At 70.1% G+C, this 25,376-nt stretch carries 26 protein-coding genes, 2 tRNA genes and 2 pseudogenes; 16 read left to right on the forward strand and 14 right to left on the reverse strand.

Annotated elements, in window-relative coordinates; genetic code table 11:
• Positions 1–2: 2 nt before the first annotated feature.
• Together ASD25_RS11820 and ndk are read right to left on the reverse strand one after the other, a co-directional pair.
• Positions 3–653, reverse strand: coding sequence for a YoaK family protein (locus ASD25_RS11820; protein WP_055832389.1), 651 nt, complete (start codon positions 651–653; stop codon positions 3–5).
• Positions 654–744: 91 nt separating this feature from the next.
• Positions 745–1,164, reverse strand: a complete 420-nt coding sequence (gene ndk / locus ASD25_RS11825) for a nucleoside-diphosphate kinase (RefSeq protein WP_056617282.1) — start codon at positions 1,162–1,164, stop codon at positions 745–747.
• Positions 1,165–1,408: 244 nt separating this feature from the next.
• Here ndk and ASD25_RS31945 point away from each other — a divergent pair.
• The 4 genes and pseudogenes from ASD25_RS31945 to ASD25_RS11840 form a co-directional block, all read left to right on the forward strand.
• Positions 1,409–2,586, forward strand: a pseudogene (locus ASD25_RS31945) (ABC-F family ATP-binding cassette domain-containing protein); the annotation flags it as partial.
• 1 nt (position 2,587) lies between these two features.
• Positions 2,588–3,328, forward strand: a pseudogene (locus ASD25_RS31950) (ATP-binding cassette domain-containing protein); the annotation flags it as partial.
• Positions 3,329–3,773: 445 nt separating this feature from the next.
• Complete coding sequence (gene mutL, locus ASD25_RS11835) at positions 3,774–5,633, forward strand: DNA mismatch repair endonuclease MutL (RefSeq protein WP_055832395.1); 1,860 nt, start codon at positions 3,774–3,776, stop codon at positions 5,631–5,633.
• Entirely contained in the window at positions 5,633–6,091 is a 459-nt protein-coding gene (locus ASD25_RS11840) for a low molecular weight protein-tyrosine-phosphatase (RefSeq protein ID WP_055832398.1), read from the forward strand. Before mutL ends, ASD25_RS11840 begins: the two co-directional genes overlap by 1 nt.
• Here ASD25_RS11840 and rsmD read toward each other — a convergent pair.
• The gene (gene rsmD, locus ASD25_RS11845; protein ID WP_055832402.1) at positions 6,079–6,654 is read right to left on the reverse strand and encodes a 16S rRNA (guanine(966)-N(2))-methyltransferase RsmD; all 576 of its coding nucleotides are present in this window, start codon (positions 6,652–6,654) and stop codon (positions 6,079–6,081) included. The two genes, ASD25_RS11840 and rsmD, sit on opposite strands and share 13 nt — an antisense overlap.
• Before the next feature lie 3 nt (positions 6,655–6,657).
• Positions 6,658–8,187: pseudouridine synthase (locus tag ASD25_RS11850; RefSeq protein WP_235562711.1), on the reverse strand; the 1,530-nt coding region annotated here is incomplete at its 5' end.
• 129 nt (positions 8,188–8,316) lie between these two features.
• Here ASD25_RS11850 and tadA point away from each other — a divergent pair.
• Both tadA and ASD25_RS11860 read left to right on the forward strand, forming a co-directional pair.
• Entirely contained in the window at positions 8,317–8,802 is a 486-nt protein-coding gene (gene tadA, locus ASD25_RS11855; RefSeq protein ID WP_156377038.1) for a tRNA adenosine(34) deaminase TadA, read from the forward strand.
• 39 nt (positions 8,803–8,841) lie between these two features.
• A complete protein-coding gene (locus ASD25_RS11860; protein WP_055832407.1) occupies positions 8,842–9,246 on the forward strand; it encodes an MliC family protein in 405 nt (134 codons plus the stop codon).
• Here ASD25_RS11860 and ASD25_RS11865 read toward each other — a convergent pair.
• The 3 genes from ASD25_RS11865 to ASD25_RS11875 are packed head-to-tail and all read right to left on the reverse strand — an operon-like array spanning position 9,243 to position 11,553.
• A complete protein-coding gene (locus tag ASD25_RS11865) occupies positions 9,243–9,830 on the reverse strand; it encodes a GNAT family N-acetyltransferase (protein ID WP_055832410.1) in 588 nt (195 codons plus the stop codon). The two genes, ASD25_RS11860 and ASD25_RS11865, sit on opposite strands and share 4 nt — an antisense overlap.
• Positions 9,831–9,841: 11 nt before the next feature.
• Positions 9,842–10,948, reverse strand: a complete 1,107-nt coding sequence (gene aroB, locus ASD25_RS11870) for a 3-dehydroquinate synthase (RefSeq protein ID WP_055832412.1) — start codon at positions 10,946–10,948, stop codon at positions 9,842–9,844.
• Entirely contained in the window at positions 10,945–11,553 is a 609-nt protein-coding gene (locus tag ASD25_RS11875) for a shikimate kinase (RefSeq protein WP_055832414.1), read from the reverse strand. Before ASD25_RS11875 ends, aroB begins: the two co-directional genes overlap by 4 nt.
• A 56-nt stretch (positions 11,554–11,609) precedes the next feature.
• Between ASD25_RS11875 and ASD25_RS11880 the strand changes: the two genes are divergently transcribed.
• From ASD25_RS11880 to ASD25_RS11905, 6 genes are all read left to right on the forward strand, one after another.
• Positions 11,610–12,506: a site-specific tyrosine recombinase XerD gene (locus tag ASD25_RS11880; RefSeq protein WP_055832416.1), complete on the forward strand. Its 897-nt coding sequence runs from the start codon at positions 11,610–11,612 to the stop codon at positions 12,504–12,506.
• Positions 12,507–12,524: 18 nt separating this feature from the next.
• The gene (locus ASD25_RS11885) at positions 12,525–12,749 is read left to right on the forward strand and encodes a DUF1902 domain-containing protein (RefSeq protein WP_055832418.1); all 225 of its coding nucleotides are present in this window, start codon (positions 12,525–12,527) and stop codon (positions 12,747–12,749) included.
• Positions 12,750–12,829: 80 nt separating this feature from the next.
• A complete protein-coding gene (locus tag ASD25_RS11890) occupies positions 12,830–13,039 on the forward strand; it encodes a type II toxin-antitoxin system HicA family toxin (protein ID WP_200943611.1) in 210 nt (69 codons plus the stop codon).
• Between the two features lie 84 nt (positions 13,040–13,123).
• Positions 13,124–14,074 (forward strand): acetyl-CoA carboxylase carboxyltransferase subunit alpha, encoded by a 951-nt coding sequence (locus tag ASD25_RS11895; protein WP_055832423.1) that lies wholly within the window; start codon positions 13,124–13,126, stop codon positions 14,072–14,074.
• Positions 14,075–14,220: 146 nt separating this feature from the next.
• Positions 14,221–14,736 (forward strand): response regulator, encoded by a 516-nt coding sequence (locus ASD25_RS11900; RefSeq protein ID WP_235561827.1) that lies wholly within the window; start codon positions 14,221–14,223, stop codon positions 14,734–14,736.
• The gene (locus ASD25_RS11905; RefSeq protein ID WP_055832428.1) at positions 14,733–15,209 is read left to right on the forward strand and encodes a hypothetical protein; all 477 of its coding nucleotides are present in this window, start codon (positions 14,733–14,735) and stop codon (positions 15,207–15,209) included. Before ASD25_RS11900 ends, ASD25_RS11905 begins: the two co-directional genes overlap by 4 nt.
• On the opposite strand, the gene ASD25_RS11910 is transcribed toward ASD25_RS11905, so the two are convergent.
• The 6 genes from ASD25_RS11910 to ASD25_RS11935 form a co-directional block, all read right to left on the reverse strand.
• Complete coding sequence (locus tag ASD25_RS11910) at positions 15,206–17,089, reverse strand: ABC transporter ATP-binding protein/permease (protein WP_055832536.1); 1,884 nt, start codon at positions 17,087–17,089, stop codon at positions 15,206–15,208. The two genes, ASD25_RS11905 and ASD25_RS11910, sit on opposite strands and share 4 nt — an antisense overlap.
• A 111-nt stretch (positions 17,090–17,200) precedes the next feature.
• Positions 17,201–18,409: an acyl-CoA dehydrogenase family protein gene (locus ASD25_RS11915; protein WP_055832429.1), complete on the reverse strand. Its 1,209-nt coding sequence runs from the start codon at positions 18,407–18,409 to the stop codon at positions 17,201–17,203.
• A 169-nt stretch (positions 18,410–18,578) separates the two neighbouring features.
• A complete protein-coding gene (locus ASD25_RS11920; protein WP_055832431.1) occupies positions 18,579–18,884 on the reverse strand; it encodes an SCP2 sterol-binding domain-containing protein in 306 nt (101 codons plus the stop codon).
• A 96-nt stretch (positions 18,885–18,980) separates the two neighbouring features.
• The gene (locus ASD25_RS11925) at positions 18,981–19,574 is read right to left on the reverse strand and encodes a hypothetical protein (protein ID WP_156377040.1); all 594 of its coding nucleotides are present in this window, start codon (positions 19,572–19,574) and stop codon (positions 18,981–18,983) included.
• Positions 19,575–19,777: 203 nt separating this feature from the next.
• Positions 19,778–19,869: transfer RNA gene (locus ASD25_RS11930), tRNA-Ser, on the reverse strand.
• Positions 19,870–19,981: 112 nt separating this feature from the next.
• Positions 19,982–20,073, reverse strand: a tRNA-Ser gene (locus tag ASD25_RS11935).
• Positions 20,074–20,194: 121 nt separating this feature from the next.
• Between ASD25_RS11935 and ASD25_RS11940 the strand changes: the two genes are divergently transcribed.
• Genes ASD25_RS11940 through ASD25_RS11955 form a run of 4 tightly spaced genes read left to right on the forward strand, consistent with a single transcriptional unit; the run spans position 20,195 to position 25,096 of the window.
• Positions 20,195–21,769, forward strand: a complete 1,575-nt coding sequence (locus ASD25_RS11940) for an exopolysaccharide biosynthesis polyprenyl glycosylphosphotransferase (RefSeq protein ID WP_055832434.1) — start codon at positions 20,195–20,197, stop codon at positions 21,767–21,769.
• Positions 21,769–23,220, forward strand: coding sequence for a lipopolysaccharide biosynthesis protein (locus ASD25_RS11945; RefSeq protein WP_055832436.1), 1,452 nt, complete (start codon positions 21,769–21,771; stop codon positions 23,218–23,220). The genes ASD25_RS11940 and ASD25_RS11945 overlap by 1 nt, the downstream gene beginning before the upstream one ends.
• Positions 23,217–24,155: a glycosyltransferase family 2 protein gene (locus tag ASD25_RS11950; RefSeq protein ID WP_055832438.1), complete on the forward strand. Its 939-nt coding sequence runs from the start codon at positions 23,217–23,219 to the stop codon at positions 24,153–24,155. Before ASD25_RS11945 ends, ASD25_RS11950 begins: the two co-directional genes overlap by 4 nt.
• Positions 24,155–25,096 carry a glycosyltransferase family 2 protein gene (locus tag ASD25_RS11955; protein WP_055832441.1) on the forward strand — a complete coding sequence of 314 codons (942 nt, stop codon included), beginning with the start codon at positions 24,155–24,157 and terminating at the stop codon, positions 25,094–25,096. Before ASD25_RS11950 ends, ASD25_RS11955 begins: the two co-directional genes overlap by 1 nt.
• Here the strand turns inward: ASD25_RS11955 and ASD25_RS11960 are convergent.
• The gene (locus ASD25_RS11960) at positions 25,093–25,374 is read right to left on the reverse strand and encodes a hypothetical protein (RefSeq protein ID WP_055832443.1); all 282 of its coding nucleotides are present in this window, start codon (positions 25,372–25,374) and stop codon (positions 25,093–25,095) included. The genes ASD25_RS11955 and ASD25_RS11960 overlap by 4 nt on opposite strands.
• Between the last annotated feature and the right edge of the window lie 2 nt (positions 25,375–25,376).

Consider the following 25,376-nt stretch of genomic DNA (forward strand, 5'->3'; position numbering starts at 1 on the left):
CCTCAGGCCCGTTCGGCCCGGACCTCGGCCCGGCGCACCGCCAGCGTCAGCCCCGCCACCACGGCGAAGGCCGGCCACAGCGCCAACACGTCAAGGCGCAGGAAACTGATCGCCCCGATGGCCCCGCCCACGGCCAGGCCCACCCACAGCATCAGGAACGGAGTCCACTCCCAGCAGGCGCCGCCGTGCAGGGCGCTGGCGATCCGCTGGCCCATCCGCACCAGGGTCCCGGTCATATAGGTCAGGCCGACTCCGACGTCGCCTTGGCGCTGGAACACCGCATTCTCGACCCCCATGGCCATCACCACGGCCACCATGCCCGCCTCCCGCCAGCCCATGGCGCAAAGCCCCGCACCGGCCAGCAGCAGGACCGACTCGACGGCCAGAACCGCCGATCGCCGCCCCTCGCCGAAACGCCGGGCCACGGTGGCGCCGATCACCACCCCGACCACGAACAGGGCGATGAGGCCGAAGGCGACCCCGGCCTGCTCCCATTGGCCCATGGCGAGGCCGACGCCCAGCCGGGTCGAATTGCCGCTCATGAAGGAGACGAAGAACCCGCCCAGGGTCATGAAGCCGACGGCGTCGACATAGCCGGCCAGGGCCGACAGGGTCGCGGCGAGCATCACCCCCCTGCGGCTGTAGTCCTTCATGACGAATCCCCCGGCGCGCCGGCAGGCTGACACGAAAACGGCCGGATCGTCACCGATCCGGCCGCTGGCGGTCTGTGTGGCGTGACCCGGATCAGCCGACGATCTGGTCGTCGGTGAAGAACTGGGCGATCTCGATCCCGGCGTTCTCGATCGAGTCCGAACCGTGGACCGAGTTCTCGCCGATCGACAGGGCGAACTGCTTGCGAATTGTGCCGTCGGCGGCGTCCTTCGGATTGGTGGCGCCCATGACTTCGCGGTACTTGGCCACGGCGTTGTCGCCTTCCAGCACCTGCACCACGACCGGCTCGGCGGTCATCTGGCCGACCAGCTCGCCGTAGAACGGGCGCTCGGCGTGGACTTCGTAGAATTTCTTGGCCTGGGCCTCGGTCAGCTTRACGCGGCGCTGGGCCACGATGCGCAGGCCSGCGSCCTCGATCACGGCGTTGATGGCGCCCGTCAGGTTGCGGCGCGTGGCGTCGGGCTTGAKGATCGAGAAGGTGCGTTCGGTCATGGAGGTGACTTCTTGTTGGGAGANTCACGGCGTTGATGGCGCCCGTCAGGTTGCGGCGCGTGGCGTCGGGCTTGAKGATCGAGAAGGTGCGTTCGGTCATGGAGGTGACTTCTTGTTGGGAGATTGAGGGTCGCGGGCTTATAGCGGCGCCCTCCCCGGTTTCCAACCGCCACACAATTTTGCCCTTTTCGCGCGCCGCAAGGCCGTTCGATGCGTCAGGGGTCGCCCGAGATCACGACCGACCATGCTCCAGATCACCGACCTGACCTTCAACGCCTGGGGCCGCAAATTCCTCGAGGATGCCTCCGTCTCCCTGCCGCCCGGCTCCAAGGTCGGGCTGGTGGGCCGCAACGGCATCGGCAAATCGACCCTGTTCAAGCTGATCCTCGGCGAACTGGCCGCCGGCGGCGACGAGATCAGCCTGCCCAAGACCGCCCGCATCGGCTCGGTCGACCAGGAGCACCCCGCCACGCCCGTCAGCGTGCTCGAGACCATCCTCGAGGCCGATGTGGAACGCCACAGCCTGCTCGGCCGCCTCGAAACCGCCGAGCCGGAGGAGATGGGCGAGATCTGGACCCGGCTGATCGAGATCGACGCCGACGCCGCCCCGGCCCGCGCCGCCGAAATCCTCGTCGGCCTCGGCTTCGACCAGGAGAACCAGCAGCGGCCGATGTCCGAGTTCTCCGGCGGCTGGCGCATGCGCGTCGCCCTGGCCGCCGCCCTGTTCGCCGAGCCGGACATGCTGCTGCTCGACGAACCGACCAACTATCTCGATCTGGAAGGCGCCCTGTGGCTCGAGGCGCGGCTGAAGAAATACCCGCACACGGCCCTGATCATCTCCCACGACCGCGAGATGCTGAACGAGGTCTGCACCCACATCCTGCACCTCGCGAACCGGACGCTGGAGCTCTACACGGGCAACTACGACCAGTCGGCTGCAGATGTCGGCCAAGGCCAAGCAGGACGCCGARCGCGCCCACCTCCAGGCCTTCGTCGACCGCTTCAAGGCCAAGGCCTCCAAGGCCGCCCARGCCCAGTCGCGSATGAAGCGTCTGGCCAAGATGCAGCCGGTGGCCACCACCATCGAGGAACGCGTCGCCCCCTTCATCCTGCCCTCGCCGCCGCGCCCCCTGGCCCCGCCGCTGATCCGGCTGGAGCGCGCCAATGTCGGCTACGAGCCCGGCAAGCCGATCCTGCGCAATCTCAACCTGCGCATGGATCTGGACGACCGCATCGGCCTGCTGGGCGTCAACGGGGCCGGCAAGTCGACCTTCGCCAAGATGATCGCCGGGGCCCTGAACGTCTCCGAGGGCGAACTGCACCGCGACCGCAAGATGCGCGTGGGCTGGTTCCACCAGCACCAGATCGAGGCCATGGACCCGACGGACACGCCGCTGGAGATCATCCGCCGCGCCATGCCCGNAGGCGGCCCGACTGGTCATGCCCGGCGGGCGGCTGTTGATCGTGGACTTCGCCCCCCACGCGCTTGAGCGCCCGCCGCTCCAAGCTCGCGCAATGGGGCCTGGGCTATGAGAAGCAGGAAACCACCGTCGCCAGCCTGTCGGGCGGCGAGCGCGCCCGCCTGCTGCTCAACCAGGTGGCCATGGACGCGCCGCACATCCTGATCCTCGACGAACCGACCAACCACCTCGACATCGACAGCCGCCGCGCCCTGCTCGACGCCCTCAACGACTACTCCGGCGCCGTCATCCTGATCACCCACGACCGTTCGCTGATGGAGATGGTCGCCGACCGCCTGTGGCTGGCCGCCGACGGCACGGTCAAGCCGTGGGACGGCGACATGGACGACTACGCCAAATTCGTCCTCGACCGCGCCAAACAGGCGGCGGTGAAGCCGACTCAGATCAAGGACGAGACGGCCGCCGTCGCCGCGCCGGCTTCCAGCAACAAGGGCAAGAAGAACGACAAGAAATCAGGCCCTTCACCCTCGACCCTGCGTCACGCGGTGAAGAAGGCCGAGGAGCGGATGAGCCAGCTCACCGCCGAGATCGCCCGCATCGACGACGACATGGCCAACGCCTCGGTCAGCAACCCCAAGGCCCTCGAAGGCCTGACCCGCGCCCGGGCGAAGACGCAGACCGATCTGGACAGCGCCGAACAGGCCTGGGTCGCGGCGGAAGAGGCGTTGGCCGAGGTAAGCTGAATCCCACCTCCTCTCCCGATGGGAGAGGGCTTGAGCATACGGCGGCGTAGCCGTCGTCCTGGCGCGAAAGGGTCAGGGTCGCCTGTCGCCGCGGCTTCGCCGCTTCCATCACCGGCCCCTCATCCGGCCCTACGGGCCACCTTCTCCCATTGGGAGAAGGATCGGGGACTGTGCGAGCAATCCGTCGCCAGCCAGACGACTTCCCGCAGCTAGCCCTTTGATCTCACTGCGCCACTTCAAAGGGGCAGCGTCATTTCCCCGCCATAGGACCACCTCGCACTAAACTCCTTCCCGTCCATCGCAGGGCACGCCCAGAGTCCGCCAAGTCCGAATTGTCCGCCTGTTTTCGAGCGGACTCCCGGCGAAACCACCCGAGTCCGCTGTGTCCGAAGAGTCCGCCGTTTCTCTACTTCCGGATGACGGAAAGCGGCATACTTCCGAATCCATGCTCATCCGCCGCCTCCCCCCTGAAACGGTCAACCGCATCGCCGCCGGCGAGGTGGTCGAACGCCCGGCCAGCGCCATCAAGGAGCTGGTCGAGAACGCGCTCGACGCCGGCGCCACGCGCATCGAGGTCCAGGCCGACGGCGGCGGCCTGACCCGCATCCTGATCGCCGACGACGGGCACGGCATGGCGGCCGACCAGCTGGCCCTGGCGGTCGAACGCCACGCCACCTCAAAGCTCGAGCCCGACGACGCCGGCGACGTCGACCTGCTGCGCATCCACACCCTCGGCTTCCGCGGCGAGGCCCTGCCCTCGATCGGTTCGGTGGCGCGGCTGACTATCACCAGCCGCCCGCGAGAGGGCGGCGACGCCCATCAGATCACCGTCGAGGGCGGCGACCAGCGACCCGTCGCCCCCGCCGGCTTTCCCGGCCCCCACGGCGCCCGCGTCGAGGTCCGCGACCTGTTCTACGCCACCCCCGCCCGCCTCAAATTCATGAAGTCCGAGCGGTCCGAGGCGATGGCCATCTCGGAAGAGATCAAGCGTCAGGCCATGGCCCATGAAGGCGTCGCCTTCACCCTCGACCTCGATGGCAGGACGACCCTGCGCCTGCCCGCCGAACACCCCGGCGACGCCGGCCGGCTGAAGCGCCTCGCCGCCCTGCTCGGTCGCGACTTCGAGGCCAACGCCCTGCTGATCGACCAGTCTCGGGACAACGTCCGCCTCACCGGCTACGCGGGCCTGCCGACCTACAGCCGCGGCAACGCCGGCCACCAGTATCTGTTCGTCAACGGCCGCCCCGTGAAGGACCGCCTGCTGCAAGGCGCCCTGCGCGGCGCCTACGCCGACTTCCTCGCCCGCGACCGCCATCCGGCGGCGGTGCTGTTCCTCGAGATCGACCCGCTCTACGTCGACGTCAACGTCCACCCGGCCAAGGCCGAGGTGCGCTTCCGCGATCCGGCGCTGGTGCGGGGCCTGATCGTCGGCGCCCTGCGCCACGCCTTGGCCGCCGCCGGCCACCGCGCCTCGACCACGGTCGCCGCCGACGCCCTGGCCGGCTTCCGGCCCCATGCCGGGGTCGGCTCCGGCCCCGCCTGGAGCCCCTCCGCCCCCTCCGCCCAAGGCTGGAGCGGCTGGCAGGGCTGGGCCGCCCCGGCCGGCGCGAACGCCCAGATCATCCCCGGCCTGAACGAGCGTTCGGCGCGCGTTGAAGCGGCGCCGGGCGATCATGGTCAATCATTGATTCACCATGAATCCCGCGGTGCCGTCGACCCGCTCGACTTCCCGCTGGGGGCCGCCAGAGCCCAGCTGCACGGCACCTATATCGTCGCCCAGACCCGCGACGGCCTCGTCGTCGTCGACCAGCACGCGGCCCACGAACGCCTCGTCTATGAGCGGATGAAGGTGCAGATGGCGCGCGGCTCGGTGACGCGTCAGGCCCTGCTGACCCCCGAAGTGGTCGAGCTCGATCCCGCCGAGGCCGAACGCGTCTCGGCCCGCGTCGACGAGCTCGCCGAACTCGGCCTGATCGTCGAGCCGTTCGGCGTCGGGGCGGTGCTGGTGCGCGAGACCCCCGCCCTGCTGGGCGACACGGACGTCCAGGGCCTGATCCGCGACATCGCCGACGACCTCGCTGAACACGGCGCCGCCCTGGCGCTCAGCGAGCGGCTGGGCGCGGTCTGCGGCACCATGGCCTGCCACGGCTCGGTCCGCGCCGGCCGCGTCCTCTCGGCCCCCGAGATGAACGCCCTGCTGCGCGAGATGGAGGCCACGCCCCACTCCGGCCAGTGCAACCATGGCCGCCCGACCTATGTCGAACTCAAGCTGGCCGACCTCGAAAAGCTGTTCGGGCGGCGCTGATGTCGGTCCTGTTCGTCTGCCTCGGCAACATCTGTCGCTCGCCCCTCGCCGAGGGCGCGCTGCGGGCGGAGGCGGCCCGGCTCGGGCTCGAGCTGATCGTGGACTCGGCGGGCACCGGCGACTGGCATGCGGGCGAGCCGCCCGATGAACGCGCGCAGAGGACAGCCCTCCGCCACGGCGTCGACATCTCCGGCCTGCGCGCCCGTCAGGTCCGCGCCTCCGACTTCCGGCGTTTCCGGCATGTCATCGCCCTCGACCACGACAACCTGTCCCATCTCCGGAAACTGGCGCCGCCCGACGCGACCGCCGAGCTCAGCCTGCTGCTTGACCATGTCGAGGGCCGCGAGGGCCAGCCGGTGGCCGATCCCTGGTTCGGAGACGAAGCCGGCTTTGAAATCACCTGGGCCGAGGTGACCGCCGCCGCCCGCGCCCTGGCGGCCCGGCTTCACCCCGCCTGAGGCGTGGCCCTGAGAAACAGCACGGAGGCGGCGCCGTAGTCGCGCTTGTCCAGCCGCTCATAGCCGGGCGTGGCGATCTCGGCCTCGTCCGAGCCGCGCTCGAACACCACGACCGCGCCGGGCTTGAGCCAGTTGCCGTTCAGCAGCCGGGCCAGCGTCTGCTCCCCCAGCCCCTTGCGATAGGGCGGGTCGAGGAAGGCCAGGTCGAAAGCCTCGCCGTCCGAGCCGGGGCGGACGCCCAGGTCCGTCGCGCTGCGCCGGTGCACCCGGGTGCGGCCCATCAGGCGCAAGGCGTCGGCGTTCTCGCGGATAGCCCCCCGGGCGTCCTCATCGGTCTCGACGAACAGGGCGAAGGCCGCGCCCCGGCTGATGGCTTCAAAGCCCAGGGCGCCCGAGCCGGCGTAGAGGTCCATGACCCGCATGCCCTCGAGCGGCTCGGCCCAAGCGGCGTGTTCCAGCACATTGAAGATGGCCTGACGCGCGCGATCCGAGGTCGGGCGCGTGCCCTCCCCCTCCGGCGCGACGATGGATCGGCCCTTCAGCGTTCCCGCGACGATCCGCACGGATCAGCCCTTCGAGCGGGGACCGCGCGGGCTGCCGCGCCCGCCGGCGGGGCCGGCGCCGGGGCGGGGACTGCCTGGCTTCGAAAAGCCGCCCGGACGCGATCCGCCGGGCTTGCCCGCGAACGGCGGCTTGCCGTCGGGCTTGCGGTCGAAGGGGCGCTTGTCGCCGGGGCGGTCGTCGGAGCGGGCCGCCGGACGGGCGCCGGTGCGGGCGTCGCCGCGCGGCCGGTCGATGAACTGGTCCTCACGCGGCTTGAAGACCCGCTTGGGCCGCTCGCCCGCCGCCTCAGCGCCCTCGGGCCGGGCCCGCGGCGTGAACGACTTCTTCGGATGCTCGAACTTCGGCCCCGCCTTGGCCCAGCCGGCCTTTTTCGGCGGACGGGCGGCGCGTTCGGCGGCGGCGTCAGCGGCGGCTCCGGCGGCGCGGGTGCGGCTGGGCTTGCGCGACGGATCCGACATGGCCGAGCCCGAGGCGCCCTTGACGATCGGGGCCGAGGTGCGGCGGCCCGGGATCGGCGCCGGCGTGGCGACCGTATTGCCCTGGGGCAGGTTCTCGGGCCGGATATGCTGGGCCAGCATCTCGCGGATCACACGGGGGCCGACCTCCTCGACCGACCCCGTCGGCAGGGTGCCGAGCTGGAACGGGCCATAGGCCAGGCGGATCAGCCGGTTCACCGTCAGGCCGAGGTGTTCGAGAACCTTGCGGACCTCGCGATTCTTGCCCTCGGTGATGGAGACGCTGATCCACAGGTTGGCGGGAGCATTGCCCTCGCTCTCCTTGGCCTTGTCCAGGGTGGCCTCGATCGGACCGTAGCGGATGCCGTCGACGGTGACGCCGTCCTTGAGCGAGTCGAGTTGCAACTGGCTGACGCGCCCCCGGGCCCGGGCCCGGTACTGGCGCACCAGCTCGGTCGTCGGCAGCTCCAGGGCGCGGCTCAACTCGCCGTCATTGGTCAACAGCAGCAGGCCCTCGGTGTTCAGATCGAGACGACCGACCGAGATCACGCGCGGCAGGCCGCTGGGCAGGGCGTCGAACACCGTCGGCCGCCCCTGCGGGTCGTTGTGCGAGGTCATCAGGCCGGCGGGCTTGTTGTAGCGCCAGACGCGGGTGGCCTGGGCCGAGCCGATCGGCTTGCCGTCGACGGTGATGACATCGTCGCGCGTGACCAGCACGGCGGGCGTGTCGAGGATCTTGCCGTTCACGGCCACCTTGCCGAGGCCGATCAGCCGTTCGACCTCGCGGCGCGAGGCGATGCCCGCGCGGGCCATGGCCTTGGCGATCCGCTCGCTGCGCTTGGGCGCCTCATCCGCCTTCGGACCCGGCTTTCCGTCCTTCGAGAATGGCTTGCCGCCCGGCTTGCCGAAGGATTTGCCGCCCTTGGGCGGTCCGCGATCGTCGCCGCCCTCGGCGCGCTTGACGTAAGGTTTGCGGGGACCGTCGCGGCTGTCGTCTTGACGCGGGCGCGGCTTCTTGTCGTTGTCTCGGGGATGGCTGGCCATGATGAGCGGTTCATGCACATGGCCTTGGCGTGTNCCGAAGGATTTCCCGCCCTTGGGCGGACCGCGGTCGTCGCCGCTCTCGACGCGCTTGACGTAGGGTTTGCGGGGGCCGTCGCGGCTGTCGTCTTGACGCGGGCGCGGCTTCTTGTCGTTGTCTCGGGGATGGCTGGCCATGATGAGCGGTTCATGCACATGGCCTTGGCGTGTGCGCAAGCGGCGGCGGACGCGGGAGAGACTCCCGTGGGCTGCGTGATCGTCGATGAATCCACCGGCGAAGTGGTCTCCGAGGGTCGAAACGGCCCCATCGGCGCGCATGATCCGACCGCCCACGCAGAGATCGTCGCGATGCGTGCGGCCGCCGCGAAGCTGGGAAATTATCGCCTGACGGACCTGACTCTCTACGTGACGCTGGAGCCCTGCGCCATGTGCGCCGGGGCCATCAGCCACGCCCGCATCGGCCGGGTGGTCTGGGGCGCCGACGATCCCAAGGGGGGCGCCGTGGCGCATGGACCGCGCTTCTTCGAACAGCCGACCTGCCACTGGAAACCCGCCGTCGAGGGCGGGGTGCTGGCCGCGGAGGGCGGCGACCTGTTACGGAGTTTCTTCCGCGCCCGGCGCAAAGGAACGGCGGCGCCCGACGCACGTTAGTCCGCCGGGCCCTACGGCTCCGCTTGTTCGAGAGTCCGCATGAAGCCCCTGGCCGTCCTCGCCGTCGCCTGTCTCGCCCTGACCGCCTGCGGCCAGAAACCGAAGGACGCGCCGACCGACGGGGACGCCGTCCGCGAACGGGCCCAGCAGGCCCAGACCGCACGCCGTCGCACGGGAGCCGAGGCCCAGGACCGGGCCCTTAATCGCGTCATCCGCACCGTCTATCTGTGCAACAACAGCGAGCGCCTGTCGGTCGACTTCGACAATCCGCGCCAGATGGCGACGGTCCGCAACTCCAGCGGCGAGGCGGTCGACCTGTTCCAGGAGCGGGCCGAGGACGGCATCTGGTATCGTGCCTCGGGCTATGAGCTGCGCGGCAGGGGCGTCATGGCGACCTGGACATCCGACGGCCGCGAGCCCACCGACTGCCGGGCGGTCGACTAGCCAAACGAAGCCAGCCGTGTGTCGAGGCGCGCCCTGATCCCCGGCCAGTCGTCATCGAGAATGGCGAACTGGGCCGTGTCGCGGATACGGCCCTTCCAGGTGATCTTGTGCTTGCGCAGCACGCCCTCGTCGCGCGCCCCCAGTTTGCGGATGGCGGCCTGGCTGGTGGGGTTTATGGCGTCGGTGATGATTTCCACACGCACCGCGCCGGCGTCGAAGGCGTGACCGAGCAGGAGGCGCTTGCACGACGGGTTGACCGGTCCGCCCCGGACCTCCGGCCGATAGAAGGTCGAGCCGATCTCGCAGCGACGATAGTCCGGTTTGATCTCATAGAGGCTGGTTGTGCCCACGATCGCGCCGTCAGAGGCGCGGCGGACGGCCCAGGCGATGCGCGTCCCCTGCTCCATCGCGGTCAGGGCGCCCAGCCACCAGCCGTCGAAATGCGCGCCATAGGCGGCGCCCACCATGATGTCCCAGGATGCGGCGTCGCAATCCAGCGCCGCGCGAACCTCGACCTCCAGGCCCGGGCTGAAGGGTTCGAGCCGGACGAACCGGTTCTCCAGCGAAACGACCGCCAGCGTCATGCGAGGGGGCTTCAAGCGGCGCCCTCGGCCTTCAGAAAGGCCATCACGGCGGCGCGGTCCACCGCCTTGTCGACGAAGGCGTCGCCGATGGCCCGGGCCAGGATCAGGGTGAGCCCTCCGCCCTCGGCCTTCTTGTCGCCGGCCATGCGCGCGAGGAGCCGGTCGGCGCGGAAGACGCCCGCATGCTCCAGCCGCGTGGGCAGTCCGGCGGCGTCGATAACGGCTTCGACCCGTCGGGCATCGGCGTCGGAGGCCCGGCCAAGGGCGGCGGACAGGCGGAAGGCCATGGCGCAACCCAGGGCCACCGCTTCTCCGTGGGTCAGCACGTACTCGTCAAAGCCCAGCTCGGCCTCGATCGCATGGCCGAAGGTATGGCCGAGGTTCAGCAGGGCGCGGCGGCCCGCCTCTTTTTCGTCCTCGCCGACGATGGCGCTCTTGATCTCGACCGAACGGACGACGGCCCTGGTCAGGGCGGCAGGATCGCCCTTGGCACCGACGGCCCCCTCGCCCGCCAGCCAGTCGAAAAAGTCTGCATCGCAGATCAGGCCGTGTTTCAGCACCTCGGCCCAGCCCGAGCGCAACTGACGGTCCGGCAGGGTGGCCAGCAGGTCGATGTCGGCCACCACCATGCGCGGCTGGTGGAAGGCCCCGACCAGATTCTTGCCGCGAGGCGTGTCGATGGCCGTCTTGCCGCCCACGGAGGAGTCGACCTGGGCCAGCAGTGTGGTCGGCGCCTGGACGACGTCGATGCCGCGCATGTACAGGGCCGCAGCCAGACCCGCGAGGTCGCCCACGACGCCGCCGCCCAGGGCGATGATCAGGTCGCGCCGGTCCAGGCCAAACGCCAGCAGGCGATCGATGACCCGCTCCAGCTCGGCGAACGACTTGGAATTCTCGCCTGGCGGAATGGTCAGCAGCCGGCCGCGGATGCCCGCCGCCCGCAGCGAGGCCAAGGCGGCGGGACCGTGCAGACCGGCCACGGTCTCGTCCGTGATGATCACCGTCCGGCCCCGGACCAAAGGCGCGACGCGGGTCCCCAGTTCGGCCAGCAGACCCCGGCCGACGACCACGTCATAGGGTTCGAACCGGCCGCCGCTGACGGGAACGATGACGGTCATGCCGCCCGCTCCGCCGCGAAGGCGTCCAGCGCTTGGACGATGGCTTCCACCGCCTCGGCGTGGGCGCCGGTGGCGACGTCAACGGTCAGGTCGGCCAGGCCGTAGTAGGGATAGCGGACCTCGGCCATGGCCGTCAGCGTCTCGAGGGGATCGCGGCCGCGGAGCAGGGGGCGGGTGTCGCGGCGCTGGACGCGTTCGGCCACGGTCTCCAGGTCGGCCCGCATCCAGACGGTGACGGCGCGGGCGTGCAGGGCCTCGCGGGTTTCCGCGTTCAGGATGGCGCCGCCGCCGGTCGCCAGCACCATGCGCGGGCCGTGCAGCAGCCGCTTCATCACCCGCGCCTCCCCCGCCCGGAACTCGGCCTCGCCCAGCCGGGCGAAGATGTCGGAAACAGTCATGCCCGCCGCGGCCTCGATCTCCACATCGCCGTCGGCGAACGGCAGACCCAGTCGTTTGGCCAGGCGCCGACCCACCGTCGATTTACCCACGCCCATCAGCCCGACCAGAGCTATGGTGCGTTCATGGACGGGAATCGCCACGTCATGGCTCACGCGCGGCCTCGCGGGAGGTGGCGGCTCGGCGACGGAAGGGGCGTGGGGAGGCACGGCATGACAGGCTCATCCTCTACACCAAGCGCCGCGATCAGGAAGCGCCGCGACGCATGAGCACGCCCCAGATCGAAGCCTTTCTGGAGATGATGGCCGTCGAACGCGACGCCTCGCCCCATACCCTTTCCGCCTACGGCCGCGATCTGGCCGACGCCGAGGCGAGCGTTGAGGGCGGGCTGATGAAGGGCGACGAGGCGGGGGTCGAAGGCTGGTACGCCGGGCTGGCGCGCCAAGGCCTGTCGCCGGCCACCCAGGCCCGGCGGCGGTCGGCGGTGCGCCAATTCTACCGGTTCGCATTGGGCGAAGGCTGGCGCAGCGACGATCCTTCGCGGCGACTGGATGCTCCGAAACAGGGCCGCAGCCTGCCCCGGACCCTGTCGGGCGAGGAGATCCAGCGATTGCTCGCCGCGTCGGCGCACGAGGGCGCCGCCGGCTTGCGGCTCGTGGCCTTGGTCGAGCTGGCCTATGCGTCGGGTCTTCGGGTGTCCGAACTGCTGGGCCTGAGGCTGGAGGCGGTGCGCCGCGATCCGGCCTGGCTGATCGTCCGCGGCAAGGGCGGCAAGGAGCGCCTGGCCCCTCTGAACACGTCGGCGCGCGAGGCCGTGAAAGCCTGGCTGATCGCCCGCGACGCCGCACGGCCGGACAAGGCCCCCGACAGCCCGTGGCTGTTCCCGTCCTCCTCGGCGAAGGGCCATCTGACCCCGCGCAGGTTCGCCCAGCTGCTGGACCAGGCCGCCATTGATGCCGGGATCGACCCGGCCCGTGTCAGCCCGCACGTCCTGCGCCACGCCTTCGCCACCCACCTGCTGGACGGCGGGGCCGACCTGCGCGTGGTCCAGACGCTGCTGGGCCATGCGGACATCGCCACCACCCAGATCTACACTCATGTCGCCACCGACCGGCTGGCGCAGGTGGTGCGCTCCAAGCACCCCTTGGCGCGTGAGGACTAGCAGCGCATATTCCCGACCATGAGCCAGTCATTCTACGTCAAGGCGATCTGGGACCCGGAGGCTGAGGTCTGGTGCAGCGAGTCCGATATCCCGGGCCTGGTGCTGGAGACCACGACCTTGGCCGAGTTTGAGTCGCTGGCACGTCATTTCGCGCCGGAACTGCTGGCCGAGAACCTGGGCATTCATGGCCCGGTGCCGATCCGATTTGAAGCTGCCGGCGGCTTCGATGTCGTTGCCGCCTGAGGCTCCCTTGTCGAAATGACCCTCAGGATACCGGGTGCATTGTTGAACTCCGGTCGTGACGTGACGCTCGTCCATCGATTTTGAACGAGCTGGATATGCCAAAGGACTTCTATTCCGAACTCACTGCCCTCCTGCTCGCTGCCGGTTGGCGGCGGGTGGCCAACGCCAAGGGCAGTCACGAAAAGTGGCGGCATCCGGATCAAGCTCATGCCGTCATTGTCGCTCGCTCGAAAAGCCGCCACACCGCCAATGAAACGCTCAAACAAGCCGGCCTGCCCAAGGCCTTCTGAACCGTCGCTTGCTCCCCGGCGTTGACCTGACTAGGTTCCGCCGCCTTCCGATGCGCCGCATGGCGCGCCTGTTCCGGACGCCTTATGGCCGTGCACTACCTCGAGTTCGAAAAGCCGATCGCCGATCTGGAGGCCAAGATCGAGGAGCTGAATCTGCTCTCCTCGACCTCCGGGTCCTTCGACGCCGAGGTGGACGGCCTGCGCCAGAAGGCCGAGCAGCTGCGCCGGAAGACCTACGCCGGCCTCGACCCATGGATGAAGACCCAGGTCGCGCGCCATCCGCAGCGTCCGCATTTTGTCGACTATGTCGAGGGCCTGTTCACCGACTTTGTCGAACTGAAGGGCGACCGCCAATTCGGCGACGACCAGGCCATCCTGGGCGGCCTGGCTCGCTTCCGCGGCGAGCCGGTCGTGCTGATGGGCCACGAGAAGGGCTATGACACCCAGACGCGGGTGGTGCACAATTTCGGCATGGCGCGGCCGGAAGGCTATCGCAAGGCCGTTCGCCTGATGGACCTGGCGGAACAGTACGGCCTGCCGGTGCTGACCTTTGTCGACACCGCCGGCGCCTATCCGGGCCTGGGCGCCGAGGAGCGCGGCCAGGCCGAGGCGATCGCGCGGTCGACCGAGCGTTGCCTGACCCTGGGCGTTCCCTCGATCGCGACCATCACCGGCGAAGGCGGCTCGGGCGGGGCGATCGCCATCGCCGCGGCCGGCCGCGTGCTGATGCTGGAGCATTCGATCTATTCGGTGATTTCGCCCGAAGGCGCGGCGGGCATCCTGTGGCGCGACGGGGCAAGGGCCCGCGACGCGGCCATGGCCATGAAGATCACGGCGCCCGATCTGCTGGAACTCAGGATCATCGACCGGATCATCCCGGAACCGGTTGGCGGAGCCCATGCCAACCGCGAGGCGGCGATCGCCACCGTCGGCGAGGTGTTGGCCGAGGAACTGAAAGCCCTGTCCGGCATGACCCCGGATCAGCTGCGCAAGGCGCGCGCCGACCGCTTCTACGCCATTGGCCGCGCAAGCTGAGCGTTAACCAGTCGTTCTACTCTGGCGTGCCATTCGTCACAGCCTGGTAAGCGATTGGTTCGCGTGCTGTTTGCGGGGTCCGTATGGGTGGCGTCGGAGAGTCCCTTCGTGAAAGCGCGGTCATTAACCTGACCTCGGCGACGACGATGGTCGTCGACGATTCGGCCTTCGGACTCGATCTGACGTGCCAGGCCCTGAGGGGGTTCGGCATCCGGACCAGCTACACCTGCCAGAGCGCCGCGGAGGCCATGGAAATCCTGGTCGATCACCCCATCGACCTGCTGGTGGTCGACTGCGAGATGCCCAGCGTCGACGGTTACGAACTGGTGCGCTGGCTGCGGCGTTCGACCAAGACCAACGCCCTCGCGCCCGTCATCATGACCGCCGCCCACATGCGCCGCTCCAAGATCACGGAGGCTCGCGATTGCGGAGCGAATTTCGTGGTCACCAAACCGTTCAGCGCCTCGACCCTGCTTGAACGAATCGTCTGGGTGGCCCGCGATACACGCCCGTTCCTCGAGGTCGGGGACTATTTCGGCCCGGACCGCCGCATTCGCGACGAGAGCCCGCCCTCGGACGAACGGCGCGCCGCGGTGATCCGCAAGGCGGCGTTTGAGGCAGACCAGGCCGCGCGGGCGGCCGCAACAACCGACGCGCAATGACAGTCATCACCCACGCCCGGCTCCGGTCCAACCTCTCGAAGATGATCGACTCGCCCGGCGGCGTCAGCGTCGGCGCGGCGCTGTCCCAGGCGCGCGCCAACATCGAGGCCAGGCGCGCCGAGGCGATGGCCATGGTCGAGGTCCAGATCGCGGCCCTTGAGGCCGTGGCTCCCCCGGCCAGCCTCGAGGACCAGGTCTTCCGCCTGAACGAGGCCTATCGCGCGGCCAACGCCGTCATCGACGCGGCCAGTCCGTTCGAGCTGCTGGACCTGTGCAGCGCGGCCAGCGGCCTGTGCGACCTGATCGACGGCGCGCCGACCGACCGGACCTTCGACTGGCGCATCGTCACCGTCCATGCCCGCTCTTTGCGCCTGCTGCAGACCCTGCCGCTGGAAGAGACTGCGGCGCGGGCCACGGTGCTGGACAGCCTGAAGATGGTCTCTGACCGCAAGCTGCCGCCCAAGGCCACCTAGGCCGGCGTACGCTCGGTCCTGGCGCCGCGCGTCTGCTTGCGCCACAGCGCCGCATATTCCCCGCCCTGACGCGCCACCAGTTCGTGATGCGCGCCCCGCTCGACGATCCGGCCTGCCTTGAGCACCAGGATCTGGTCGGCGTCGGCGATGGTCGACAGCCGGTGCGCCACGACCAGGGTGGTTCGGCCGGTGCGGGCCCGGCGCAGGGTCTTCTGGATCGCGGCCTCGGTTCGGCTGTCCAGCGCGCTGGTCGCCTCGTCGAGAATGAGGACGCAGGGGTCGGCCAGCAGGGCGCGGGCGATGCCGACGCGCTGGCGCTCGCCGCCCGACAGTTTCAGGCCGCGCTCGCCCACCCTTGTGTCCATGCCGTCGGGCAGCTCGCGGATGAAGTTGGACAGCTCGGCCGCCTCGGCCGCGGCCCAGATCGCCGCCTCGTCGGCGTCGGGCCGGGCGAAGCCGATGTTGGCGCGGATGGTGTCGTTGAACAGGGCCACGTCCTGCGGCACCAGGGCCACGGCCGCCCGCAGGGATTCCTGGGTCACCTGACGGGCGTCCAGCCCCTCGATCAGCACCCTGCCCTCCTGGGGATCCAGCAGCCGCAACGCCAGTTTGACGATGGTCGATTTTCCCGAGCCCGAGGGGCCGACAAGAGCCGTCGTCGTGCCCGGCGGTGCGAGGAAGCTGACATCCTCCAGACCATTGGCCCGGGCGTCGTGGCGGAAACCGACCCGTTCGAAGGCCAGCGACGCGCCCCTGGCGTCCAGCGGACGCGGCAGGGGGACGGCGGCGGGGGCGTCGGCGACCTGCGGCGTCTGTCGCGTCACCTTCAGCATCTCCTCCATGTCGATGAAGGACTGGCGGACTTCCCGATAGGCGAAACCGAGGATGTTCAGCGGCGCATAGAGGGAGATCATGATGAGCACGGCGGCGGTGACATCGCCGGGACCCATGCGACCGGCGGCGGCTTCGAAGCCCGCCATGACGGCCATGACGCCGAGGCCGACGTTCATGATCACCGCCTGCATGACGTTGAGCAGGGCCAGCGAACTGTTGGCCTTCAGGGCGGCGCGCGTGTAGTCGCCCAGGGCGTTGTCATAGGTCCGGGCCGCGCGCGCCTCGGCCCCGAACGACTTGACGGTCTCGTAGTTCAGCAGGGCGTCGACCGAGACCCCGGCGGCCTCGGTGTCGGCCGCGTTCATCTCGCGCCGATGCTCCAGTCGCCAGTTGGACAGGGCGAAGGTCGAGGCGGCGTAGACGGCGACCACGCCCACGGCCACCGCGCCGAAGCGCCAGTCGTATTTGCCGGCCAGGACGCCGGCGGCCAGCACCAGCTCGACGCCGGTCGGCACGAGGTTGAAGGCGAGGATGCGCATCAGGAAGTCGACCGAGCGCGCGCCCCGGTCCATGGTCCGCGACAGCGAGCCCGAGCGCTTGGTCTGGTGGAAGTCCAGCGACAGGCTGAGGGCATGGGCGAAGGTCTCGGTCGCGGCCGTGCGCTGGGCCGCCGAGCGGACCGGGGCGAAGACGACGTCGGCGGCGTTCGGCGCGATGGCGGACAGCAGGCGCACGAAGGCCCAGCCCAGGGCGAAGGCGGCGAAGCCCAGACCCACGGCGACGCCCGCCCCCTGACCCGCCGCCAGATGATTGACCGCCGCGCCCAGCACCAGCGGCGCCAGCACGCCCAGGGCCTTGCCGCCCAGCGTCATGGCGATGGCCGCGACCAGACGCAGATGAAGCTGCGGGGCGTTGGAGCGGCCGACGAGTCTTATCAGGTCGCCGAGCGCCCGCCATGTCGGGGGGCCGTCCGCAGGAGGAACGACCCCGACCTGCCCCGCCTTCGCTACTGAATCACCCCGTCGTCCCGACCGTTCACCGTGCATCGCCATGGCGGACATATGGACCGCGAGAGCCGCTGCGCAAAGAGCGCCATGACCGCAGCAGGGCCGGCTGCATGAACCGCAAAGGGCGAACGGCGGAACACGCCGTCACGGCTATCCCCGCCGACCCCCGTGTTTCGCATACTCCAGCCGGGCCACGGTGCGATTGTGGACCTCGTCGGGGCCGTCGGCGATGCGCAGGGTGCGGACCATGGCGTACATCTCGGCCAGGGGAGTGTCGGCCGAGACGCCGGCGCCGCCGAAGGCCTGGATGGCGTCGTCGATGACCTGCAGCGCCATGCGCGGGGCCGCGACCTTGATCTGGGCGATCTCGGACTTGGCGTTTTTCGCCCCCGCCTCGTCCATCATCCACGCCGCCTTGAGCACCAGCAGGCGGCACATCTCGATATTGGTGCGGGCCTCGCCGACGCGCTGTTCCCAGACCGAATGCTCGGCCAGGGTCTTGCGGAAGGCGGTGCGCGACAGCAGGCGCTGGACCATCAGCTCCAGCGACCGTTCGGCGATGCCGATGACGCGCATGCAGTGGTGGATGCGGCCGGGCCCGAGACGGCCCTGGGCGATCTCGAAGCCCCTGCCCTCGCCCGCGATCAGGTTCTCGACCGGGACGCGGACGTTCTCCAGCACCACCTCGGCGTGGCCGATCGGAGCCTCGTCATAGCCGAACACCGACAGCATCCGCTCGACGCGGAAGCCGGGCGTGTCGACGGGGACGATGATCTGGGACTGCTGGGTGTGGACCGAGGCGTCGGGGTCGGTCTTGCCCATGACGATGGTCACCGCGACGTTCGGGTGGGCCATGTTGGTCGACCACCATTTGCGGCCGTTGATGACATAGTGGTCGCCGTCGCGCTCGATCCGGGTCTGGATGTTGGTGGCGTCCGAAGAGGCGACCTCGGGCTCTGTCATCAGGAAGGCCGAGCGGATTTCGCCGGCCATCAGGGGCTTGAGCCATTTGGCCTGCTGCTCCTCATTCCCGTACATATGGAGCACTTCCATATTGCCGGTGTCGGGGGCGTTGCAGTTGAACGCCTCGGCCGACCACAGATGGCGACCCATCAGCTCGGCCAGCGGCGCGTATTCGAGGTTGGTCAGGCCGGCCCCGTGATCGCCCGGCAGGAACATGTTCCACAGACCGGCCTCGCGCGCCTTCGCCTTCATCTCCTCCATGGCCGGCGGCTGGCGCCGGGGATCCGCTCGGACCTGGGCGCGGTACTCTTCCTCGCGCGGCAGGACGTGGTCGTCGAGGAAACGCTTCACCCGCTCCTGCCAGTGCAGGGCCCTGTCGCTGTGCCGGAAGTCCATGGGGAGGTCTCCTTCTCCCTCTCCTTCATGGGGAGGGACGATTGGCCAAGCCAATCGGGGTGGGGCTGTGTGAAGCATCCGCCGATGGAGACCGGGCTGAAGTTCCCCACCCTGTCGTCGCTTCGCGCCGACATCCCTCCCCATGAAGGGGAGGGAGAGGTCGTTGAAATCAGCGCTTCAGCAGCGGGGCCAGCTTCTGGGCGATCATCATGTCGCCGGCGATCTTCAGCTTGCCCTGCATGAAGGCCATCATCGGGTCCAGCTGGCCGCTGGACAGGGCCATGAAGTCGTCCCAGCCGATCGAGACGGTGGCGTCCGCGGGCTTGTCCTCATTGGTCACGGTGTTCGGAGACGAGGCCCCGTCGATGTAGATCTTGCCGACATCGCCCAGATCGATCTTCACGGTCTTGCCCAGACCGGAGTTGTCGCCCACGGCGCCGCGGATGTGTTCGGTGACTTGAGCCAGATCGGCCATGGGGCATCTCCCTGAAGGACGTTGAGCCATGGACCTAGACCGCGCGGGAGGCGGCGCCAAGATCACCCGAGGTCAAGTTGGCGCGACGGCGGGCCCTCAGCCGACCTCGGGCCCCCACGGGCCGTCCGACGGCGCCTCTGCCGGCCGTTCGTCGCGCGGCGGATCGTAGGAAGGCCGGTCGTCGCGGCGCTCTTCGTAACGCGGCGGTTCGGAGGAATAGCGTCGCCGTACGGCGCGATCCTCGAATTCCGCCCGGCGCTGGTCTTCAAGAGCATCCAGACGCGCCTGACGCGCACGGCGTTCGGCGCTGAAGTCCGGCAGGGGATTGTCGAAGCCGAACCAGCGCCTTTCCCGCTCGCGCCGGGGCGGCTCCGGCTCGGAGGGCCGGACGTCGGCGTCGGACGATGCGTAGCGCCGCACGCTCGCGGGCCGTGACGGCGGCGTATAGGGCGCGACATCCTCGACCTCCACCCAGGCCACGTCATAAAGGGGCGGGCGCTCCGCGGAGCGGGGCGGCACATAGCGGAAACCGTCGACCAGTTCGCCGACCTCCATCACCGATCCGGGAACCGGCTTGGGCTCCACGGGCGTCACGACCTCGATCTTCAGGGCGTCGCCCGGCTCCACGGGGGCCGCATCCGGCAGGTTGACGAATTTGAGGCCCATCAAGCCCAGGGCCGCGACGCTCACGGCGGCGATCGCCGCCAGATGCGCGGGGCGGACCCGGCGCGGCGGGCGCGGCGCGGATTCCAACGGAGAGTGCGGAGTACGGGGATCGGGATACATGAAAGCACCAGGACTGAGCGGCGCTCCTGCAACCCGTCAGAACGGGTCCGGTTCAAATAAAGCAGGACGGATATCCCGCCGGCCTGCGATCGCGGCGCGGGAAGGTCTGGCGGAGACGCAGGGATTCGAACCCTGGGTACCCCTTACAGGGTACGACGATTTAGCAAACCGTTGCCTTCAGCCACTCGGCCACGTCTCCGGCAGGCCGACGGCACGGTCTATATCGCTGGCCGGGCCAAATCGGCGATCNGCCCCGAAAGGGGTTTGCGTGATTTGCTGTGGATGGCTGCGGACCCGTACGGACGGGTATCTGGCGGAGACGCAGGGATTCGAACCCTGGGTACCCCTTACAGGGTACGACGATTTAGCAAACCGTTGCCTTCAGCCACTCGGCCACGTCTCCGGCAGGCGGCGTGATTAGCCGAGCACGCGGGCGGACGCAACGGGTTGCGCAAGCACCTGTGCGTTAACGGGACAGTGAGGGCGGGCGTGCATGGTGGCCGGGAACTCCCCGCGCGAGCCCCATGACCGACGTCGCCAGCCGCCACCCGTCGTTCGACGCCGACCTGTCCGGTCCGGAAGGCCGCGACGCGTCCGGCCTGCAGGCGCTGGCCGCCGCCTCGCTGGCGGGCGAGGCCGGGATCGACGGAGCCGCCCGTCGCGGACCCTTCCGGCCGGATGTGTGGCGCAACGCCCGCCAGCGCCACGCCTCGCGGCTGGCCGCCCACTATTTCCGCGGGATCGACGTCCTGGCGGTGGCCGGCGTCACCCTGCTGTGCGCCCGGGCGGCGGCGCCCGGCCCTCTGCTGCACGCCGAACTGTCCCGGATCCTGCCTTTCGCGCTCGGGGCGCTGACCATTCTCGGCCTGCTGCGGTCCCTCGGACGCTACCGGTTCGCCCGAGGCCAGAAGACAGCGCTGCATCTGGCCTCTGTGGTGGCGATCGTCGCGGTGGGCTCGCTGGTCGCCATGGCCTCCGGCTGGGCCTTGCGGGGCGCCGCCGCCCCGTGGACCGCGTATCTGGTGTGGACAGGACTGGTGCTGGTCACGCTGAACGCCCTGCATATGGGCTGGAGCGACATCGTCGGCCGCTGGCGAGCCTCCGGCGCCCTGACGCCCAACGTCGTTCTTGTCGGAGCGACCCGGCACGCCGAGGCACTGATCCGCGAGGCCCTGAAGCGGCGCGACCTGAACGTGCTGGGCATTTTCGACGACCGGCTGGCGCGCAGCCCGCGGGCCATCGAGGGCGTGCCCGTGCTGGGGACGGCGGACGATCTGCTGACCCACAGGATGACGCCCTATGTCGACCGCATCGTGGTGGCGATCGACCCCAGGGCCGAGGCGCGGGTGCGCGACCTGACCGCCCGGCTCGGGATCCTGCCCAACGAAGTGACCCTGCTGGTCGAGCCCAAGGATGCGGCCGAGACGCGCTCGGCGCTGAACCGGCTGGCGGCTGCGCCGCTGGCGGATGTGCAGGGGCCCGTCGACGACGACCGCCGCGCCTTCAACAAGCGGATGCAGGACATGATCTTCGGCCTGACCGCCCTGGTCCTGCTGACTCCGGTGATGGCCGGGGTCGCTCTCGCCATCCGTCTGGACAGTCCGGGTCCGATCTTCTTCCGCCAGCGCCGTCACGGCTTCAACCACGAGGAAATCGTGGTGTGGAAATTCCGCTCGATGAAGCAGGAGGCCGCCGACGCGACCGCCAGCCGCCAGGTCACCCACGATGACGATCGCGTCACCGCCGTCGGCCGGTTCATCCGCAAGACCAGCCTCGACGAACTGCCCCAGCTGCTGAATGTGATCACGGGCGAGATGTCGCTGGTCGGTCCCCGTCCGCACGCCATCGGCATGAAAACCGGCCACATCGAATCCGCGCGGCTGGTCGCGGAATACGCCCATCGCCACCGCATCAAGCCGGGGATGACCGGCTGGGCCGCCGTCAACGGCTCGCGCGGCCCGCTCAACACCGCCCAGGACGTGCGCCGTCGGGTGCAGCTGGACATCGACTATGTCGAGCGCCAGTCGTTCTGGCTCGACCTGTGGATCATGGTGGTGACCCTGCCGGTGCTGCTGGGCGACCGCGCGGCGGTACGCTGATGTTCTGGCGCGGCGTCTGGGGCTATCTGCCGGCCAATATCGTGCAGGGCGTGGTCGGGTTTCTGGCCATCGTCCTGTTCACCCGCATGCTCAGCGCCGAGGAGTTCGGCCGCTACGCCCTCGCCTTCTCGGTCATGACCCTCGCCCATGTGGCGGTGTTCAGCTGGCTGGAAGCCGCCATGGCCCGCTTCTGGGCGGCCCAGTCTCCGGGCGCCGAGACCTGGGGCCATTTCGCCAGCCTGTACCGCACGGCCTTCGCGCTCAGCGCCGGATTCCTGGTCGTGGCCGGAGTGGCGGTGTGGCTGTTTCCGGTGGACCCCCTGTTCAGGCTGGCGCTGGCGGCGGGCCTCGCGGGCGCGCCGGCGCGCTGTCTGGTCAAGCTGGGGCAGGAGCGGTTCCGCGCCGCCGGCGAGGTGGGCAAGGCGGCGTGGCTGGACATGGCGGTGGCGGTCGGCGGCCTGGCTATCGGCGTGGGCTTCGCCATGATCGGCGCGGGCGGCGCGGCGCCCCTGCTGGGCCTCGGCCTTGCGCCGCTGGCCGCCCTGCCCTTCGTCCTGCCGGGCGAACTGAGACAGGCGCGCGGCGGGGCGTTCGAGCCGGCGCGGGTGCGCGACTACGCCCTCTACGGCTATCCGATCGCGGCCTCGCTGGCCCTGACGGTGGTGCTGTCCTCGACCGACCGCTTCCTGCTGGCCCTGTTCATGGACGAGGCGGCGGTCGGCGCCTATCACGCCAGCTATTCGATCGCGAACCGCACGCTGGACGTGCTGTTCCTGTGGCTGGGCTCGGCGGGCCAGCCGGCGCTGGTCATGGCGCTGGAGCGCGGCGGGCTGGAGCGGCTGAGGGAGGCCGCGCGCGAGCAGCTGTCGACCTTCCTGCTGATCGGCCTGCCGGCGGCGGCGGGGGTGGCGCTGGTGGCCCGGCCGCTGGCCGAGCTGCTGATCGGCGAGGATCTGCGCGCAGCGGCGGCGGGCGTCACGCCGTGGATCGCCCTGTCGGCCCTGCTGTTCGGGCTGACGGCCTATTATTTCGGCCAGGCCTTCACCCTGGGCAAGAAAACGAAGCGGCTGCTGATCGCCATGGCCATACCGGCGGGGGCCAACGTCGTTCTGAACCTGATCCTCGTGCCCCGTTTCGGCCTCATGGGCGCGGCCTGGGCGACAGCGGCCAGTTTCGGCCTCGGGCTGATCGCGACGATGCTGATCGGCCGCCGCGTCGTGGCCCTGCCGATCCCGTGGGAAAGCCTTGTCCGGTGCGGCGTCGCCACCGGCGTGATGGCCCTGGTCGTTTCGCGGCTGCCCGCCCTCGGCGGCTTCCCCGAACTGATGCTGGACGCTTCGGTCGGCGGCCTGGTCTATGCGGCGGCGGCCCTGACGCTGAACGCGGCCGGCGTCCGCGACGTCGCCGCGCGCCTGCTCGCCCAGGCCCGGGCGCGGAGGGCGACGGCATGACCGCCCGCGCGCTCGTCCACGACAACGCCGCATGGATCCCCGCCCGGCCCGCCCTGTCCGTGTTGGTCCCCTTCCTGCGCGACGATCCGACCGACCTGCTGGACCGGCTCGACGCCGAAGCCGCCGCGCTGACCGGCGCGGTCGAGGTCATCGTGCTGGACGACGGCACCGCCGACGCGGCCCTGACGCGCCGGCTGACGGCGCAGATCGACGCCATGGCCCTGCCCGTGCGCCTGATCACCCTGCCCGCCAACGAGGGGCGGGCCATCGGCCGCAACCGGCTGGCGGCGGCGGCGCGCGGCGGCAGCCTGCTGTTCCTCGACAGCGACATGCGGCCCGACCATGCGCACTTCCTGCGCGACTGGGCGGCGCTGGTCGCGGCCGGCGATCCCGCCGTGGCCTTCGGCGGCTTCTCCCTGCTGCAGGCCCCGACCGACGCCCGCTTCGCGGTCCACCGGGCCATGGCGGCGAAGTCGGAGTGCGTGCCCTGCGCCGAGCGGGCGAAACAGCCCGAGAAATACGTCTACACCTCCAACCTGCTGGTCCGCCGCGACGTGTTCGAGACCGAGGCCTTCGACCCCGGCTTCACCGGCTGGGGCTGGGAAGATGTGGAGTGGGCCATGCGGGTGGCGCGCCGCTTCGAGGTCGTCCACATCGACAATCCAGCGACCCACATGGGGCTGGACACCGTGACGGCCCTGGCCGGCAAGTATGAGCAGTCGGCCCCCAATTTCGGGCGCATGGTCCAGCGCCACCCCGGGGTTGTCGCGGCCTACCCCAGCTACAGGGCGGCGAAGCTGCTGAAACGTCTGCCCGGCCTGCCGCTGCTGCGCCGCGCGATGCGACGCGGGGCCGAGGCGGACTGGCTGCCCGTGGCCACGCGGGCCTTCTCCCTGCGCCTGTACCGGGCGGCCCTCTATGCGGAGGCGGTGTGATGGCTGACGTCGCCGTGATCGTTCCGACCCTGCGCCGGCCCGAAAGCCTGGAACGGGCCCTCCGATCCCTGTTCGGTCAGACCGGCGTGGCCGACCGGGTCGCGGAAATCGTGGTCGTCGACAACGATCCGCTCGGCTCGGCGGCGGCGCTGACCGAAAGCCTGCGCGCCATCTCGCCCTGGGCCCTCGTCTATCGCCATGCGCCGGCGCCGGGCGTGGCCACAGCGCGCAATGCGGGCCTGTCCGCGACCGCCGCCCCGCTGATCGCCTTCCTCGACGACGACGAGGCGGCGGAGCCGGGGTGGCTGGCCGCCCTGCTCAAGGCGCAGCAGGAGACCGGGGCGGACGCCGTCTTCGGTCCGATCACCGGACGGGCGCCGGGGGCCGAGCCGTGGCTGGAGGCCTATCTGGAGCGCTTCTTCGGCCGCGCCGGGCCCGAACGGACGGGGTTGATCGCCGAGCCCCATGGCTGCGGCAACTCCCTGATGCTGCGGGCCACCGCCCTGCCCGGCCCGGAGCCGTTCGATGTGGCCGCGGATCAGGCCGGCGGCGAGGACGACGCCCTGTTCGCGGCCCTGGCGGCGCGCGGGGGCCGCTTCGGCTGGGCGGCGGACGCCCGGGTCGAGGAGTTCGCGCCGGCGCATCGGGCCACGCTGAAATATGCGCTCGCCCGCGCCTTCGCCTATGGCCAGGGCCCCAGCCAGACGGCGGCGGCGGCGAAGAACTGGCCGGGGGTGGCGCGATGGATGCTGATCGGCGCGGCCCAGGCGGCGGTCTGGGGCGTCGGCGCGGCAGCCCTGACACTGATCGCCAGCCCCCGGCGCGCCGAGCTGTATGACCGGACGGCGCGCGGCGTGGGCAAGATGTTCTGGATGAAGGGGCTGGAGCCGCACTTCTACGGCAGCCGCGAACTGGACCGGCTGAACCGCGCGGCCGGCTAGGTCGTGGGGCGACGCCCGACAAGCGTGCGGTCGATCGCGCGGTTCGTCGTGGACCGGACCTGTCCGTTGCCGAAGACCCGCACCCGAACACCCGTGCACCTGTGGTCGCGCCGGGCCTCGCCCGTTTGCCGGCCGGTCGGGTTCAAATGCCCCCCGCGGGACTCGCAGCGTTCGGTCAGTTCGGCGAGGGTGAGGTTGCTGGGCTGTCCCAGGGTGCTGCAGGCGCCGAGGGCCAGCAGGCTCCCGGCCAGAAGCACCGAAACGATCGAAACGCGCATGG

Source organism: Brevundimonas sp. Root1423 (assembly GCF_001426805.1).

Bases quoted from the DNA above. Each gene is read 5' to 3' on its own strand.
- mutL (WP_055832395.1), top strand. From the start codon at position 3,774: ATGCTCATCCGCCGCCTCCCCCCTGAAACGGTCAACCGCATCGCCGCC.
- ASD25_RS11820 (WP_055832389.1), bottom strand. From the start codon at position 653: ATGAAGGACTACAGCCGCAGGGGGGTGATGCTCGCCGCGACCCTGTCG.
- ASD25_RS11900 (WP_235561827.1), top strand. From the start codon at position 14,221: ATGGTCGTCGACGATTCGGCCTTCGGACTCGATCTGACGTGCCAGGCC.
- ASD25_RS11950 (WP_055832438.1), top strand. From the start codon at position 23,217: ATGACCGCCCGCGCGCTCGTCCACGACAACGCCGCATGGATCCCCGCC.
- ASD25_RS11920 (WP_055832431.1), bottom strand. From the start codon at position 18,884: ATGGCCGATCTGGCTCAAGTCACCGAACACATCCGCGGCGCCGTGGGC.
- ASD25_RS11865 (WP_055832410.1), bottom strand. From the start codon at position 9,830: ATGACGCTGGCGGTCGTTTCGCTGGAGAACCGGTTCGTCCGGCTCGAA.
- ASD25_RS11860 (WP_055832407.1), top strand. From the start codon at position 8,842: ATGAAGCCCCTGGCCGTCCTCGCCGTCGCCTGTCTCGCCCTGACCGCC.
- ASD25_RS11955 (WP_055832441.1), top strand. From the start codon at position 24,155: ATGGCTGACGTCGCCGTGATCGTTCCGACCCTGCGCCGGCCCGAAAGC.
- ASD25_RS11840 (WP_055832398.1), top strand. From the start codon at position 5,633: ATGTCGGTCCTGTTCGTCTGCCTCGGCAACATCTGTCGCTCGCCCCTC.
- ASD25_RS11895 (WP_055832423.1), top strand. From the start codon at position 13,124: ATGGCCGTGCACTACCTCGAGTTCGAAAAGCCGATCGCCGATCTGGAG.
- aroB (WP_055832412.1), bottom strand. From the start codon at position 10,948: ATGACCGTCATCGTTCCCGTCAGCGGCGGCCGGTTCGAACCCTATGAC.
- ASD25_RS11960 (WP_055832443.1), bottom strand. From the start codon at position 25,374: ATGCGCGTTTCGATCGTTTCGGTGCTTCTGGCCGGGAGCCTGCTGGCC.
- ASD25_RS11915 (WP_055832429.1), bottom strand. From the start codon at position 18,409: ATGGACTTCCGGCACAGCGACAGGGCCCTGCACTGGCAGGAGCGGGTG.
- ASD25_RS11945 (WP_055832436.1), top strand. From the start codon at position 21,769: ATGTTCTGGCGCGGCGTCTGGGGCTATCTGCCGGCCAATATCGTGCAG.
- ASD25_RS11905 (WP_055832428.1), top strand. From the start codon at position 14,733: ATGACAGTCATCACCCACGCCCGGCTCCGGTCCAACCTCTCGAAGATG.
- ASD25_RS11910 (WP_055832536.1), bottom strand. From the start codon at position 17,089: ATGCACGGTGAACGGTCGGGACGACGGGGTGATTCAGTAGCGAAGGCG.
- ASD25_RS11885 (WP_055832418.1), top strand. From the start codon at position 12,525: ATGAGCCAGTCATTCTACGTCAAGGCGATCTGGGACCCGGAGGCTGAG.
- ASD25_RS11880 (WP_055832416.1), top strand. From the start codon at position 11,610: ATGAGCACGCCCCAGATCGAAGCCTTTCTGGAGATGATGGCCGTCGAA.
- tadA (WP_156377038.1), top strand. From the start codon at position 8,317: ATGGCTGGCCATGATGAGCGGTTCATGCACATGGCCTTGGCGTGTGCG.
- ASD25_RS11940 (WP_055832434.1), top strand. From the start codon at position 20,195: ATGACCGACGTCGCCAGCCGCCACCCGTCGTTCGACGCCGACCTGTCC.